This window comes from Rhodopirellula sp. UH5, from assembly GCF_056839225.1.
Window position 1 is genome coordinate 2,947,552 of sequence record NZ_CM166390.1, and the last position, 16,815, is coordinate 2,964,366.

At 56.5% G+C, this 16,815-nt stretch carries 9 protein-coding genes; 4 read left to right on the top strand and 5 right to left on the bottom strand.

The genetic code is table 11. The annotated features are described in order from the left end of the window. Window positions 1–33: 33 nt before the first annotated feature. The 3 genes from UH5x_RS10520 to UH5x_RS10530 all read right to left on the bottom strand — a co-directional run bounded on the left by UH5x_RS10520 (window position 34) and on the right by UH5x_RS10530 (window position 7,367). Window positions 34–1,581, bottom strand: coding sequence for a hypothetical protein (locus tag UH5x_RS10520; RefSeq protein ID WP_482635958.1), 1,548 nt, complete (start codon window positions 1,579–1,581; stop codon window positions 34–36). A gap of 795 nt (window positions 1,582–2,376) precedes the next feature. Further along, the gene (locus UH5x_RS10525) at window positions 2,377–3,510 is read right to left on the bottom strand and encodes an IS110 family RNA-guided transposase (protein ID WP_482633045.1); all 1,134 of its coding nucleotides are present in this window, start codon (window positions 3,508–3,510) and stop codon (window positions 2,377–2,379) included. A 1,091-nt stretch (window positions 3,511–4,601) separates the two neighbouring features. Further along, complete coding sequence (locus UH5x_RS10530; protein WP_482635632.1) at window positions 4,602–7,367, bottom strand: hypothetical protein; 2,766 nt, start codon at window positions 7,365–7,367, stop codon at window positions 4,602–4,604. 345 nt (window positions 7,368–7,712) lie between these two features. Here UH5x_RS10530 and UH5x_RS10535 point away from each other — a divergent pair, with 345 nt between their 5' ends. Next, window positions 7,713–7,847, top strand: coding sequence for a hypothetical protein (locus UH5x_RS10535; protein WP_482635633.1), 135 nt, complete (start codon window positions 7,713–7,715; stop codon window positions 7,845–7,847). Between the two features lie 166 nt (window positions 7,848–8,013). Further along, window positions 8,014–10,050 (top strand): glycoside hydrolase family 172 protein, encoded by a 2,037-nt coding sequence (locus UH5x_RS10540; protein ID WP_482635634.1) that lies wholly within the window; start codon window positions 8,014–8,016, stop codon window positions 10,048–10,050. Between the two features lie 21 nt (window positions 10,051–10,071). Here the strand turns inward: UH5x_RS10540 and UH5x_RS10545 are convergent, their stop codons facing one another. After that, a complete protein-coding gene (locus tag UH5x_RS10545) occupies window positions 10,072–11,160 on the bottom strand; it encodes a methyltransferase domain-containing protein (protein WP_047816807.1) in 1,089 nt (362 codons plus the stop codon). A 63-nt stretch (window positions 11,161–11,223) separates the two neighbouring features. Then, on the bottom strand, window positions 11,224–12,267 hold the full coding sequence (arsS, locus tag UH5x_RS10550) for an arsenosugar biosynthesis radical SAM (seleno)protein ArsS (RefSeq protein WP_482635635.1): 1,044 nt from the start codon (window positions 12,265–12,267) through the stop codon (window positions 11,224–11,226). A 363-nt stretch (window positions 12,268–12,630) separates the two neighbouring features. On the opposite strand from arsS, the gene UH5x_RS10555 reads away from it, so the two are divergent. Continuing rightward, entirely contained in the window at window positions 12,631–15,210 is a 2,580-nt protein-coding gene (locus tag UH5x_RS10555; protein WP_047816800.1) for an ATP-dependent Clp protease ATP-binding subunit, read from the top strand. A 117-nt stretch (window positions 15,211–15,327) separates the two neighbouring features. After that, entirely contained in the window at window positions 15,328–16,815 is a 1,488-nt protein-coding gene (locus tag UH5x_RS10560; RefSeq protein WP_482635636.1) for an anthranilate synthase component I family protein, read from the top strand.

Here is a 16,815-nt window from a genome sequence, read left to right on the forward strand (position 1 = left end):
ATTCGATTGAAACGGCCTGATCAACCAACCTGATCAGGGACGCTTCTGCCTGTCTTGCAAGTTGGATGCGTCCTCATCGATTTCGGTCGCCAATTGCCCCGCCCGTCCCTGGGTCCACAATCGCAGGCCTTCCAAACGCTGCTTGCCACGAACGTAGTAATCCTGCCCGAGCATCCCAAGGTGCTCTTTGACGGCATTCGCGTTGAGCTCCGCACTGGACTCGGTCAGCGCGACCCAACCAAGCTTCTGAAATTCCAGCACCAAGGCAGCCGCGATTCTTTGGTGCCCCGCAATGCTCGGGTGCACATGATCGACAAACCGCCCCGGGTCAGGAACTTGGTCCGCAATCATGTCGCCATGGACATTTCGCTCGTCCAGCAACGCTGGCGTGTCGACCAACGGGACGCCGTACCGATCGGCAATCTCCCTGGTCGCCCCAATGATCGCACTTGGTGCTCGCAACGGACAAACATCATGGTCACGAGCCGCGATCAGGTATGGACGCGCTGAATCACTGTCACCTTGGTCATAGAGCAGTCGCCCCAAGGCATAATTCGCCCCGGCATGATCTCGGTCAATCCGCAAGCATTCACGAAGGGCGCCGATGCGCCGCGTCGGATTCAGCTCCAGATCACAAGCGATCGTCCATGCGGACCGAAAACGATCTTCCTCTTCGTCCGTCCAATCCGCTCGCGTTTGCATTTTAAACGGCGGCGTGTTGACCAGATCCGACGCGGGCACACACACGATCAGCGGCAGGTTGTTCTTTTGTGTTCGCTCAACCATCTTTTCCAGTGTGGCTGCAAAGTGTTCTTCCACACCACGTTGCCATGATGGGTCGCGTTGGTAACTGTCCAATCCACCAGGATGGTCCAATTTCATGTCAACATTCGCAGCCAACTCCGGCCGTTCTTGCGACGCAATGAACAACGATTGCACCCAACGAACCGTGTGCAATTTCGATCCGATCCCGGTTGCCCAACGACTCACCGTTCCCAGCTCGCGAACGTGCGCATAAGTGCGATCCTCTAAGAATTCATTGTGCCCTGTGTACAGCACAATCGCATCGGGTTCGTGCTCCAAGACTTCGTCCAGAATCTTGGCCACCCGGTAGCTGGCGTAACCTGTTCCACCGCAATTGATGACTTCGTACTTCGTTTCGCGGTCAGCCGATTCCAACGACAGACGCAACCAAGTTGAGAAAGCCGTTTCCGTCGCGTAGGGTCGCCCTTGAACCGTCGACCCGCCCAAAACGAACACACGTCGAGTCCCAGGTGCTTTCTTCGCGGAGAAAGATTCCGGCCGGAAGAAATTGTATCGCTCCGATGGGATTTCCCATCGATCTGATTCTTCATTCAGAACAAACAGCGGTCGCAGTTGATTCAGCCCCACATACGGATCGTAGTCGATTGCCTGGGGCTCGGAATTGTCCAGGCCACGCAGTCCCAATTCCAACAGCAAAACCGGTAGGCATGCGAGCAGCGAAGCCATCAACCGCATCGTCCACCGCCTGCGTCGTCTCTTCGAGGCACGAACATCCTCTCTTGCACACCCGTCGTCAGTGAAAGGCTCGTACTTCAACGAAATGCCCTGGTGAGCTTGATGGTTGACTTGCAAGAAAGACGAGGAGCATGATTGTCTGGAAACGATCGACCATGACTGACGAGCGGTCTCAGGTCCCGGACGCTCCTTTCCGGCACTCAATTTACAGTACTCGCTCAACCACCGTTCATCAAAAAAGCACATCCACTCCTCCTGGCAACCCGACGCGTCAGCCAGGCACGCGTGGCAGACCCGACGCCGGCCCCATCCGGGGCGACCGTCTGTGGTCCGCGATCGGTCTCGGGGCTTCCGCCCCGAGCTAAGAAAGACGGCCCCATCCGGGGCGAAGCTCCCCGCCAAACGATCCCCCGGGTGCGCGCCCCGCCATCGCCTCCACGGCCCAGATTTTGAAATTTACAATTTACAATTTCACTTTTTCAATCCGCCCCCATCGCATCCCTCGCCACCTGTCGCCGCTGCTATGTAGGTTTTTTCGTCAAGGGTGAATTTTGGATCTCGCTGGGAGATTCCGATCTGCATCGCAAGCTGCTATTCGATCGTGACAGGATTGCCGTCAGATCAGTAAACGAGTTCGCTTCGCAAAGCGGGTGATTCAAGTGAGAGCCGGATCATTCTCCGCGACGGGTAGGACCCAGCGACGATTCGATCGCGACTCTCGAAGGACTCTTGGCCAATGCGGGAATCTCTTCAAAAGACTTCAAGCATCAACCCTGTGACGAAAATTCCTCTCCTAGCAGGTGACGGTTCGGTTGTTGGATGTGGTTCAACTTCAATTGCGGATTCAGTGGCATCGCACGGTGGTCGTTCTCTCTTCTAGGCAGCTTGCATCCTCGAAGCCTCTTGAAGATCAACTGGGCCGCTCCGCCCGAGTAGTTCGCTCGACACACCGCACTCCAAGGCACGATGCCACATCACCACCCCGAGCTTCCGCATCATCGCCACGAGTGCTTTCTTGGTTCGTTTGCTTTGGCCCTGTTTGATGCGATGGTAGTCCTTCGCCGCTGACTCACTCCGCGAGATCGATACCCAAGCCGCTTGACAGAGCAATTTGCGAAGTCTGGCAGGCCCCTGACGCGTGATTCGGCCTTTGCGATTGTCACTCTCTCCACTTTCATGACTCGAAGGAACCAGCCCCAAATACGCACCAACTTGCCGGCGATTGCTGAACCGCGTCAGGTCACCCATCTCGGTCAGGAACGTCATCGCCGTCAACAGCCCAACACCAGGGATCTCACGCAGCCTTTTGTGAGCAGCGGCGTAACGCGATTCGCCCGATAGTTTTCGCAACGCGCTGTCGAGCTTGGTCTGTTCCTGACGGAAGGCTTCGTAACGATCCGCTAGTCGCTCGAACGTCGCGGCGACGACCGAGTCCATCTGAGCGATCACGTCTTCTCGCAGCCAGCGAACGAATCGCTTGGTCCAGTGGGTTTGATACCACGACGGCTTGGTGATGCCGCGTCGCTTCAGCCCCGAGAGGATTTTCAGTTTGACGCGAGTCAGCTCGTCGCCGACGTCGATCCGAGCCCGGACGAGCTCCCGGTCATCACGAAGTCGCTGGGGTGGCGTCCAGACGACCGGCAGCGAATTACCGGCTAAAACGTGACCACGGACTTGTTCCAATAGCATTTGAGCGTCCTTGGCATCCGTCTTGAGCTTGGCGGACTTCGGGGTGGTGGGCAACAGTGATGGCGAAAGGACGTAGCATTCGATGCCCGCTTCGTGCAGTTCGTCGGAGAGCCCGAACCCGAGCCCGGAGGCTTCGTATGCAAAGACAATTCGCTGGCACCGCTCTTTGTCAGCGAGCCGTTTGATCCGCGCGATCATGTTTCGGCGTCCCGATGGATTGTTTTCGTGGGCAAGTTGCTGGGGCACTTGCGTGCCGACGGCGTAGCGAAGGAGCATGCTGCGGTCGTGAAGGTCGCAGCCAATCATGATAGACTTGGACATGGATTTGGTACCTCGTTGTGGATTGTTTCAAAAGCTATTAAACGTCCCAACGAGTGTGCCAAATCTTTTCCACTCTGACCTGCCCCCTCCATAGTTTCTCCGCGGCTTGCCGAGCGAGGTCGTGATGCCCAAGACCTCGGGTTGAAACCCCGAGGCTAACAACTGTCACCGCTCCGCGGTTCTTCAAACGCCCCGATACCGACAACCAGTCGCGGAGCGACGGCAGCCGAAAGCCTTGGGTTTCCAACCCAAGGTCACACGCCGACGGCACACAACTCCCAAGTCGCGGAGCGACGACAGTTGTTTGCCGCGTCATCCCCGAATGCCCTCCGGTTCGCATCCCGTACGATGGCTCCCAAGCCCGTCGAAATGGCACCCGACGCGTCAGCGAGACCCGCGCGGCATGCCCGACGCCGGCCCCGTCCGGGGCGACCGTCTGTGGTCCGCGATCGGTCTCGGGGCTTCCGCCCCGAGCTAAGAAAGACGGCCCCATCCGGGGCGAAGCTCCCCGCCAAACGATCCCCCGGTGCGCGCCCCGCCATCGCCTCCACGGCCCAGATTTTGAAATTTACAATTTACAATTTCACTTTTTCAATCCGCCCCCATCGCATCCCTCGCCACCTGTCGCCGCTCCGCGGCTTGCCGAGCCAGGTGGTGATGCCCAAGACCTCGGGTTGAAAACCCGAGGCTAACAACTGTCACCGCTCCGCGGTTGTTCAAACGTCCCGATACCGACGACCAGTCGCGGAGCGACGGCAGCCGAAAGCCTTGGGTTTCCAACCCAAGGTCACACGCCGACGGCACACAAATCCCAAGTCGCGGAGCGACGACAGTTGTTTGCCGCCTCATCCCCGAATGCCCCCGGTTCGTATCCCGTACGATAGGCTCCCGAGCCCGCCGAAATGGTAACCCGATGCGTCAGCGAGGCACGCGTGGGATGGCCAAAGCGCAGATTCGTGGGGGACCTTTTTCGGGCCCGATGGCGTCACGCTGGTCCCTGCCACCAACCGATATGAAACGCTCGCGTTCGACCTGGCGCTCAACAACAACTGTCGCCGGAGCAGCAACCGAATCCGCTCAGCCGCCACCACTCAAAGGAAGTCCTCTGCGTCGTCCAAGCGTCCTTCCTCCGACTCAAAAAAATCCGTTCCCCCATCATCGACCTGGCTTTCAGCAAAAGGGTCTTGGTGCAGCTTCTGAACCTCAAAGTCATAGAGGTTGAAGACACTCTTCTGGCCAGTTGGAAGTGTGTAAACACGGCTGCTGCATCGTCCCACTTGAAACAATCCGTCTGTCCGCAGTGGCGACTCGGACTCGTGAAAGCAGTGATCATTGAAGAAAGCCTTGTACCCCCGTTCGCCGACGTCCAGTCGCAGGCGAGCGGTTCGCATATTCTCACTCGACAAGGACCATTCTTTATAAAACGAGGATGACATTGCTTTCTCGGGAACCGAATTGACACAGAGAAACTTGGCTCCTGGACAGAACCGAATTTGAGCCCCACGCAATTCGTTTCTCAGGCCCCCGTTTCCATCCGGGCCGCAGAGCAAACCAACGCCATACGGAGATCTCGTCGCGTCCATGAAAGTCACCGTGACCTCATATCGAGCCGGCAATGGATAGCGAATCTGGTTCCATAGAAAAAAGGAGTGGTCCAACCAATCCGTTTCGATTTGATACCCTCCCATGGGATCGTCACTCTCGGCGATGACTTCGACCGTTTCCAAACCGGACGGTGCGTTGCTCTGCTCACCAATTTGCTCGTCCCCATCCGCTCCGTTCAACTCCAGGTCAAGCTGATTCGCTTCGCCAATGCACTTCTCACTCGACCGCAACTCCAAACGTGAGTGGTTGCCAGCCGGGATGAAGCTGGCGGCAAGTTCGTTGACCGTGAACTTGACTTGCTCGCCGCGGTGAAAACGGTCCAAGAGATTCAATTGGGTTCGCCGGCGAGCCAGCATTCGCATGGCATATTCTCGCTTTGACTCTATCGCCTCAGCGGACAAATCAGAAAAACGCTCCGCAATGAAATCCGGATCGTCCAACCAAATGGATTCCAAATCGTCCAACCGCGGATTCAGACTAGCAATTTTTGCAGGGTCCAACCTTTCACTATTGAACACCAGCTGTTGATGAATTGGCATCCACGAAAAGTACGATGCCCCGCAGGCCATTCGACAGATGAAACGCACCTCTTCCTCATCCATGTTGTGCGTTTTCCAATTCACGATGCGACTGCGTTGGCCGATTGTTTCCAGCAACGCTGAGACATCGTCAAACTGCCCGGCCTCCCACAGGATTTGCAGGGCGTCCCCCAAATTTCTCTCGCCGTAATGATATGTTCGATTCGCATTGCTGAGCTTGCGCCAAGCGTCGACTGAACGCCGTGCCCACATCAAATTCCCGGGCTCGTCCAACATCGAAACATCGGATGTGCGACGCGCAAAATAGAATCGCATGAACAGATGAGAGTGCAGAGCAACCAATCCGTCCGGCGTTTCAGTATCCAAGCACTTCGATGCAATTGACTGCTGCAGCTCTTCGCTGCCTCCCCAGCGAGGCATCGAGGCAAAGCTATAGCTGTCGTAGGCGCGTTGATGATCGAGATGCCCACTCAGGGCCAGCCTGAACCAGTGGTGCACTGACAAAGGCGTGCTACCACTCGCCATTTGCATTCCCAGCGGAGCACTGGCCAACATGGCCAGTTCAGGCCGAAGCAAGTAGGCTTCCACCATGTGCGTCGACGCCACATTGGCCAGTTCTCCAAATGTTTCCATTGCGGAGGGGGCAGTCTCTGAAACATAACTCGTTCCTCGATTGTCCCAGGCCACCCTTCTATAAAACTGCCCAATCACAGCATGCACGACAAACGCGGGGACGTCCGGTTGTTCTGCCGATGTCAATCCATCCAGAAAGTCCATTTGGGCAACGGAGTTGAGGACATCCACCGCCTGCAGCATCCGAGTCAAGCACACGTGATCGCGGCCAACACTGGGACTGCGACTCGAAGCCTCCTGCCATGCCACAGGCCAAGCCGCAAGAAACCGACGCACCGCCGCGTCATAACCATCCGAGTTCCTGTCTACGGCGTGGCACAACAAGGATTCACTGTGCACCAACGCGGCAAGCACTGGATCGAACGACTCCGGCGACTCTGCAATCCGATCCGAAGCTTTGCCGACACGTTCGAAATTTGTTTCTCTCGTGTCCCCGAAATCGCATTTCAAAAGGGCCAGCAAAACGAGAGGGTCGTCTATCGCCTCCAATTCCATGACCTCCTCCAAGACCTTCTTCGGCGGATGTTCCGAACGGTATCCGAAATAAAAGCACTCACGAAGACTGCTTGTGATTGGCTCGACGTTGTCGAGGTCTGGATTGCGTTGAACAAAGTCTTCCAGCATCAGCTCAACGTCGGCCATGAACTCGTCGCATAAGTCCGCAAAAAAGAGGGGCGGATCTTCGCCAACCAAAGGCGCGTCGTAGACATCCAGCAGCGCCGTTTCCAGATGAGGATCCACCTTCGCCCGAGCCTTGACCGCATCACGAAGCCGGGTTCGCTGACTCGCCACATCGATTGGAAACCGCTCGAACATCGTCCGAAACGTTTCCGCCTTCAGATCCTGTGCACTCAGAGCATACTGTTCCCGGTACTTCATCGCCTCAGCTTGCACCTTCATCTGCTCCGCCATGGCGGCAGAAGATGCGGCAGCCTGAGCCAACCTGTTTTGCTCCGTTCGATAGAGATAGAAACCGCCGCCCCCGACCGCCGTGGCACTCACCACCAATGCGATCAACAAGACCTTCCAGAGGATCCTCTTGGGAGCCTTCTCGCCGGAAAGTGACTTCGACTTTGTCATACCCAGTGTTCCCGCCATCAATCTTTTCGAACGTGCACGGGATGTTGCCTGTTGATCGACCTCGGCACCCGCCAAACACCGTGCTCTGACCAACCATTCTAACTCAATAAAACCCACGGCGGGGAAAGCCAGGCCCCCACACCAGAAAACTGACTCGCCTCGACGATCGAAACTCCAAGAAACCCACGACCTGTTCGCTCGATGCTGAGCGGTGTCGCGGCCGAAACGCAACTGACTCGGGTGGCCTGAATAGGGTTGGCGGCCACGTGTCCCCGGTCGATCCTGTTGTCATTGCCGCGGGACGATCCAAATGGCAAGCCGACGGGCAAGTCTTGAAATTGCACGGTGTCACCTCGCCTGGGTTTGGTGGATACTTTCACCGTTCAAACCAGGCCTTCACCGGCCCGGCAATGGCTGTATCGCCACGATCGTGGCGAAATTCGCAACGTCGAACGACGCATGCGAGAGCCAGGGATTTGACTCGATCTCTTGTTCACGCTTCTCCCCACCCAAAGACATCTCAACTCAAATCTTGAGTGACTCAGGACCTGTGACCAAAATGCATTTCCGATTCAAGCTTGCCATCGTTGCCGTTTTTGGCGTTGTGATCGCCACCAACTCCTCTGCAAATGAGCCGGTGACCCTCGTGTCACTTCTGCATGAGATGACTGACCGAGAAAAGGTCGCTCGCTACCCTCATCATGAGTTCCGACTGAAGCAGGCGAGCAGCTACAACCGTGCTTCGAAAACCCCCGACGATCCCAAAGGTTGGTTTGACAATTTCGATCGAAACACAAACGACACTCACAAGAATTACGTTCGCGTAGAAGACAACCAGGGGCGCAAAGAGTACGTGGTGATGGAGGACGAAGGCGCCGGAGCGATCACTCGCTTTTGGGTGCCTTGGAAAAACCAGCTGCAGCCAGGAACCGATGTTGTCATTCGGTTTTACCTGGATGGTGCCTCGAAGCCCGCCATCGAAGGAAACATGTTCGACTTGTTTCAGGGAAAGGGACTGATCCCGTTTCCACTCGCCCACGAATCTCTGCGATCGGCTGTTTCGTTCTTCCCGATTCCGTACGCCAAGAGTTGCAAGGTGACGATGTCGGACCATCCGTTTTTCTTTCAGTTCACCTACCGGGAATACGAGGAAGATGTCGCCGTGAAGACGTTCTCGATGGACGACTTCCAGTCGGCGAAACGGCTGATTGACACAACCTGTCAGAAACTTTTATCGCCCAGCACATCCGGGTCGGGTGACGTTGTGAATCTGAAAGAGACCCTCGCCGGTGGAAACGAGCAATCGGTCTCGCTACCCGCACAGGAGGCAGCGATCACATCGTTGTCGCTCAAGTTAGGCAGTTACGAAGACCCGAACGTGACGCGGCATGTCGTCTTGAAGATCCGCTTTGACGACAAGGAAACTGTGTGGTGTCCGATCGGCGACTTCTTCGGCGGTGGCATCGGTTTGAATCCATTCCAGGGTTGGTATCGCACGGTGGATGCCGATGGCACGATGACCTGCCGATGGGTGATGCCGTACCAAAACAACGCGAAAATCTCTGTCGTGAACCTGGGCAAAGATCCAGTCGACGTTGAACTTTCCGCCACGATTGACGACTGGAAATGGGATTCGTCCAGCATGTACTTCCACGCTGGCTGGCGAGGTCAATACCCTGTGCCGACACGCCCTTACTCCGACTGGAATTACGTCACCTTGCACGGTCGTGGCGTGTATGTCGGCGATACGCTCACGATCATGAATCCAGTGGAACGATGGTGGGGAGAAGGTGACGAAAAGATCTTCATCGACGGCGAATCGTTCCCTTCGATTTTTGGCACCGGAACCGAAGATTACTACGCCTATTCCTGGGGCGGGCGCAGCACCGACTTTTATGAGCATCCGTTTCATGCTCAACCGTTCAGCCACCAGTACAACCAACTGAACCGCAAACCCAAGATTGACGAAAAGAACACGCAAGGTTTCAGCACAGAGACACGCACTCGAGCACTCGACACCATGCCGTTTTCCAGCTCGCTCAAACTGGACATGGAAGTTTGGTCCTGGACGGATTGCGACATGGGCTACGGCGTGGGTGTCTACTGGTACGGCGACGCTGACACCAAATCAAACCACGCGCCGGACCAAGAGGAGGTGTTGAATGTTCCGCCAGTCCCAACAACGAAATCCACGCCACGCAATGCAACCACTTCCAGCACCGGCAACGCGTTTCCTAATTCAGTGGAGGTGAACGTGAAAAATGTCCTCTCCAAACCAGAGCACATCGCCCTGAAGCCACAGAACCTGAAGCGAATGAAGCTCAAGGGAACCTGGAGCCAGGACGACCAAGTGCTGTTCAAAAACACGCGGATTGGTGACGCCGTGGAAATCCGCATTCCAGCGTCGGGCTCCGCGGCCGAGACGCTAACGCTGCACGCCACCAAGAGCGGTGACTATGGGATCGTGAATTTCTCAGTCAACGGCCAGCCCGCCGCTGCGAACGTCGATTTCTATTCCGGCGAAAAACCGACTTCTCACGGTCCAATTGCACTGGGAACATTCGATCCCGTCGACGGCGTCTACGTCCTGCGAGCGGAAGTCACCGGTCAAAACAAAGACTCCTTGGGAACCTTGTTTGGGCTCGACTGCGTGACGCTGGTTCCTGCCACCGGTGGATTTTAACCACTCACGGTTCACCGGAGCTCAACAACAACTGTCGCCAGAGCAGCAACCGGAGGCGGTCGGCAAGGAAATCGCCGCAGGTTTTTCGGCGTTGTCGCTGGAGTAGACCGCGAAATGATCGGCAATCGTTTCACGCGAAGCCGCTTCGGCGAGTTCGTCCGTGCAGACCTCGCCGCGCGTGTACATTCGCCCGGCGTCATCACACACGTACTTGAATGGGCCACGATAAACCCGTTGGTACCCGCTCGCTGATGCAGCACCGGATTCAATCGCCTCCTCATCGGTCCGCGTCGCGATCACAGTCATCGATCGGAACGCGATGCCCTCGACCACTCGCCACGGTTCGGTCTGCAACTCCGCGATTTGAAGGTCTTCGAAACCAGCGTTTTCAAACGCTTCCAAGAACGCCGATTGCTTGTACGCGCCGGAGATGCAACCGCTCCACAATTCGGGGTCCGCTTGCATCTCTTCGGGAACCTCTTCGTCACAAACGATGTCGCTGATCACCGCTCGACCGCCTGGTCGCAAGACACGGAAGATCTCGTCAAACAACAGCTCCTTCTCATCGGCATCGACCAGATTCAAGACACAGTTGCTGACCACAACGTCGATCGTTTCATCATCGATCAGGGGTGATTCCCGCCGTTGCTCAGCCAAGTAAGCCTCCAGCGCACGAAGTCCCGCGTCGTCGGTCACCGGATGCTGCTGCAAGTAAGCCTGGACCTCATCGCGATCGATCGCCAAGTCTTGGATCTTGCCTTTGCGGAACGTGACGTTGTCGTAGCCGATCGCAGCAGCGACCTTCGGCTGCGATTCGCGAGCCAGCTTGAGCATGTCGTCATTCATGTCGACACCGATCACACGGCCTTGCTCACCCACCACTTGCGAGGCGATGAAGCAAATTTTCCCGCCGCCGCTGCCCAAATCCAAGACGGTCTCGCCAGGGCGGACGTATTTCGATGGATCACCGCAACCATAGTCGCGATCAATGACTTCTTGCGGGATGACTTTCAAGTACTTCGCGTCATAGTCGACCGGGCAACAAAGCTCGGCCTCACGCTCATGGGCCGCTTGGGCGTAACGTTCACGGACGGCGGCTTCCACATTCAATGAAGTCATGGCGATTCAGCAAGAGAAGAGAGTGAGAAAAAAGAATTTGGAAGGGCGATCATTTCAGGGAAGCAAAGCGCCACCACACCCGCTGCCGGCCCCGGCCGTGCAACCGTAACAATGGTCCGCCAATGCGATCGGCTGATCAACCAGCTCATCGAGCGATTCGATGGACCAAACCGTGCGTGGTTGTTGAGACAAATCGATCATCTGATTGAAATCACAATCGTAAATCTGACCGTCCCAACTGACCGACACCAATGACCGGCACATCACCTCCTCCGTGGCTTTCGCGTTGAAGTTTTCCGACAGCAACCGCAGGTAATCGTCCAGGCAACCCCGTTTTTGCAGGAATTGAGCGTATCGGCGGATGGGAATGTTGGTGATCGTCAGCAAATTGCCAAACTCAATCCCGTATCGAGCCGACAATTCGCGTCGGTAATCGGCTTCCAACTTGGCTTGATCCGGCGGCAGCGATGGCCCGGTGGGGTTGTAGACCAGATCCAATCGATGCGCGTCGCTGTCGCGCCGATACCCGAGTTCATTCAGCCTCAGCAGCCCCTCAATGCTGCGTCCAAAGACGCCGCCGCCGCGTTGCCCATCGACGTTGTCTTCCAGATAGCACGGAAGCGATGCCACCACGTCGATTTCGTTCTCGGCCAAAAAATCGGCCACCCATTCAAAGCCGGGCTCGCTCAGGATGGTCAGATTGCAGCGATCGATGACCCGCAAACCGGCTGCCCGAAACGCTTCCGCCAACCGGCGGAAGTTCGGATTCATCTCCGGTGCGCCGCCGGTCAAATCGACGGTGGTGATCGCGGGGCACGACGCCACCAATTCCAACAAACGATCCGCCGTGCGGTCGTCCATGTTTTCGCGTTTCTTGGTCGGACCAGCGTCCACGTGGCAGTGCGTGCAGGTTTGATTGCAAAGTTTGCCGAGATTGATTTGAAGCTGATTCAGCTGGTTTCGCCAGAGCTGGCCACCTTCCAGACGCGATGCAAACGTTGGGACCACACCGGTGGGGAGACCTTCATTCACAATCGGTAGCAAACTCGACACAGGGGCTTTCTCCAAGGATTCATCTGGGCGGCAGGATCGATTCAAATCGTACGATCCGTCATCGGCAACAGCACACTTCGAGCACTGACGCCGGAAAGGTCGAAATGGAAACCATTTGAGCGGCCCCAACGTACAAGATGGCCAACGAAGTCCTATCCCCGTTGTTGCGACAAAACGGTAGGATGACGTTAGCACGGTATGGGGAACCGGCCGGTTGTGCGTCGAAGTTCGTTTTCGCAGAAAGCATTTGCGAAGCGATTTTCCCTGCAATTGATTGGTTTTTGAGGCGTTGGAAGATAGCTTCCGTCGTCTTGTGGGTGACTTGTGGCGTACAGTTTGCGTAGGGAAACAAATCGGGTCGAAAGATTCGCCAGTTTGACAGTCGGTCTGGTCTAAGGGACGGAGAATATGTACGAACGGTTTACTGACCGAGCCAGGAAAGTCATGCAATTGGCTAACCAAGAGGCTCAACGATTCAATCACGAATACATCGGCACCGAACACATTTTGTTGGGGTTGGTGAAAGAGGGCAGCGGTGTCGCTGCCAATGTGTTGAAAAATCTCGAGGTCGATCTGCGAAAGATCCGCCTCGAAGTCGAAAAATTGGTGCAAAGCGGTCCCGAAATGGTGACCGTCGGCAAATTGCCACAAACACCACGTGCGAAAAAAGTCATCGAATACTCGATGGAAGAAGCACGCAATCTCAACCACAGCTACGTGGGCACCGAGCACATCCTGCTGGGTTTGCTGCGTGAACAAGAAGGCGTCGCCGCGCAAGTTCTGATGAACTTGGGCCTGAAGCTGGAAGATGTTCGCGAAGAAGTGCTCAACCTGCTCGGACACGGGCTCGAAGGCGCTGAAGTCGGCGAACGCGGTGGCCGTGGTGGCGACAGCGAAGGCAGCAGTGGCGGAAGTGGAAGCAGCAAGAGCGGCAAGAGCAAGACTCCCGCCCTGGACAGCTTCGGCCGCGACCTGACCGAACTGGCTAAAAAAGGCGAACTGGATCCAGTCATTGGCCGCGAACGAGAGATCGAACGCGCCATCCAAATCCTCTGCCGCCGGACCAAGAACAACCCCGTCCTGCTGGGCGAAGCCGGTGTCGGTAAAACCGCCATCATCGAAGGCTTTGCTCAACGCGTCATCGGCGGCGAAGTGCCTGAAATCTTGGCCGAGAAACGCATCGTCGTTCTCGACCTCGCCATGATGGTGGCAGGCACCAAGTACCGCGGTCAGTTCGAAGAACGCATCAAAGCGGTCATGACCGAAGTGCGTCGTGTCAAAAACACGATCCTCTTCATCGATGAACTTCACACCCTGGTCGGTGCCGGCGGTGCAGAAGGCGCCATCGACGCGGCCAACGTCCTGAAGCCAGCCTTGGCACGGGGCGAAATCCAGTGCATCGGTGCGACTACCCTCGACGAGTACCGCAAGTACATCGAAAAAGACAACGCGCTGGCCCGTCGTTTCCAAGAGATCATGGTCGAACCGACCGGCAAGACCGAGACGATCGAAATCCTCAAGGGATTGCGAGAACGCTACGAAGAACACCACCGGGTGCAGTTCACCGACGATGCCATCGTGGCAGCCGTCGAAATGAGCGAACGCTACATCACCGCCCGCTGCTTGCCCGACAAAGCCATCGACGTGATCGATGAAGCCGGTGCTCGCGTGCGTCTTCGCACCATGACTCGTCCACCAGACTTGAAAGAGATCGACGAGCAAGTCGAAACGCTGAACAAGGACAAAGAAGACGCGGTTGCCAACCAAGACTTCGAAAAAGCCGCCAACCTACGTGATCAAGCTGAAAAACTTCGCAAGAAGAAAGATCAGATCACTCAAGAATGGCGTGAGAAAAGTCAGCAAACCGATGGCGTCGTCGACGAAGAGATCATCGCAGAAGTCGTCAGCAAGATGACCGGCATTCCATTGACACGCCTGTCAACGGAAGACTCGTTGCGTCTGCTGAAGATGGAAGAGGAACTGCACAAACGCGTCGTCAGCCAAAGCCAAGCGGTCACAGCGGTCGCCAAAGCGGTTCGCCGAAGTCGTTCGGGTTTGAAAGATCCCAAGCGTCCAACCGGTTCGTTCATCTTCGCCGGTCCAACCGGTGTCGGTAAAACGTTGCTCGCCAAAGCTCTCGCTGAATACATGTTCGGTGACGCAGACGCTTTGGTGCACATCGACATGTCCGAGTACATGGAGAAACACAACGTCAGCCGTCTGATCGGTGCCCCTCCCGGATTCGTGGGTTACGAAGAAGGTGGCCAACTGACCGAAAAGATTCGCCGCCGTCCTTACGCGGTTGTTCTGTTCGACGAAATCGAAAAGGCGCACCCCGATGTCTTCAACATGCTGTTGCAAGTCATGGAAGAAGGTCGCTTGACCGACTCCTTCGGTCGCAACGTCGACTTCCGAAACACGATCTTGATCATGACCACCAACGCGGGTGCGGAAGCGATCAAGAACGAATCGGCATTCGGTTTCCAAAAACCGGATGGCGATGCGAGCTACGACTCGATGAAGTCTCGTGTGATGGACCAAATTGAACGTGTCTTCCGACCTGAGTTCTTGAACCGCTTGGACGACACGATCATCTTCCGTCACCTGACCACGACCGACCTCAAGGGCGTGATCGACTTCGAACTGTCGAAGGTTCGCGAACGGTTGCTCGACCGTGGCTTGGCCATCGACTTGAGCGACGAAGCGAAGGAGTTCTTGATCAAGAAGGGCAGCAACCTCGATTACGGTGCCCGTCCACTTCGTCGTGCAATCGAGCAACGCATCGAAGATCCACTCGGCGAAGAATTGCTGCGTGGTGCGTTCGAAGGCAAGGACACGATCATCATCGACGTTCACAAAGACGACAGTGGCAAGATCACACGTCTGAACTTCGAAGGCGAAAAACGAGGCTGGGCAGACAGCGACTCCGACGAGGAAGCGGTGCCTGCTGCCAGCAGCGATGACCAAGCAAAATCGGACGCTTCGTAGTTCGTTTCGCGAATGAATTTGAATGTGCCTCGGCGAGTCCCTCACTCGCCGAGGCATTTTTTTTGCCATCACCCGCCCGATCCTGAACGGGCGAATCTCCGATCCCAATCGATCGCGATGCCTCAACCAGCCGACAAGCATCCGCCTGCAGACGCGCCCTTGGGTTCGCCGAACGTCCAAACCAACCCCAACTCCACCCTCTGGACTCGCCATCTCGGGCAGGTCGCAGACTTGAAAGACTGGTTTGAGAAGCTGGCCGGAATGAATCATCGACTCTGGTTCGATTCGGCCTCCGACCACAGTCACGACCGAGGACGCCACTCCTTTTTAACTGCCGATCCGGTCGCGTGGCTTCAGGCATCACTCACCGACCCTGACCCCTGGCCGACCTATCACGATTGGTGCCTTCGACTATCAAAGCAAGAACGGCCCACGGACCTGCCACCGTTTTGTGGCGGCATCGCCGGGCTGGTTGCCTACGAAGCGGCTTGGTGGATCGAACCAAGCGTTCAAATGCCACCGTCATTCCTCGGTGAACCGCCTCCCCTTGGCTTGGCGATTGGAGTCTACGACTGGACCATCGCAGTCGACCACTCAACCGGCTCAGCCACGCTGATCAGCAACGGCCTCAACGAGGATCTGGTCACCGATCCCCAAAGGGCCCAGCACCGCGGCGAAGCAATCCTTGAACGACTCGCTTCCCCCCGATGCGCCCCCACGGCCAGCCATGCCGAGAAATCACAACCATCCGTTTCATCCGGCTTCCTGACCGAGGTGCCCGGCATACGCAGCAACTTTGACTCACCTCGCTACATCGCTTCGGTCACGGAGATCATCGATCGAATCCGCGCCGGCGATTCATTCCAAGTCAATCTCGCTCAGACGCTCACCCATGAAGCAACCTGCAGTGCAGAGGAACTGTACAGCCGATTGCGTCAATCCAACCCAGCTCCGTACGCAGCGTTCTTTGACATCGGCAGCGAGCAGATCCTGAGTTCCTCTCCCGAGGGCTTTCTCCAAATACGAGACCGCCACGTTGTCACCCGCCCCATCAAAGGGACTGTGCCGCGAACCGGCGATGAGATCGAAGACGAACGCTTGGCTCAAGTGCTCGGCGGAAGCGCCAAGGACCGTGCCGAGAACATCATGATCGTCGACCTGATGCGAAACGATCTTTCCATCGCCTGCCGAGACGACAGCGTTCGTGTGACGGGACTCTGCGAAATCGAACGTTACCAAAGTGTTCAGCACCTGGTATCAACAGTGGAAGGCCAACTGCGAGATGATGTCACCATCAGCGAACTGCTCGCCGCATGCTTTCCCGGAGGAAGCATCACGGGAGCACCGAAGATTGAGGCGATGAAGACGATTGCCCGGCTCGAAGGACAACCGCGAGGAGCCTACTGCGGATCCATCGGTTACGTGAGCGTTTCTGGCAACGCAGACTTCAACATTCTGATTCGAACCGTGACACAGCGAGATGGGCAGTGGCACTTTGCTGTCGGAGGCGGGATCACCGCTCGCAGCGAACCGCAAAGCGAACTGGAGGAGACCTGGACCAAAGCCGCCGGCCTGCTGCGTGCCATTCGCCCAACGGAAGAATAG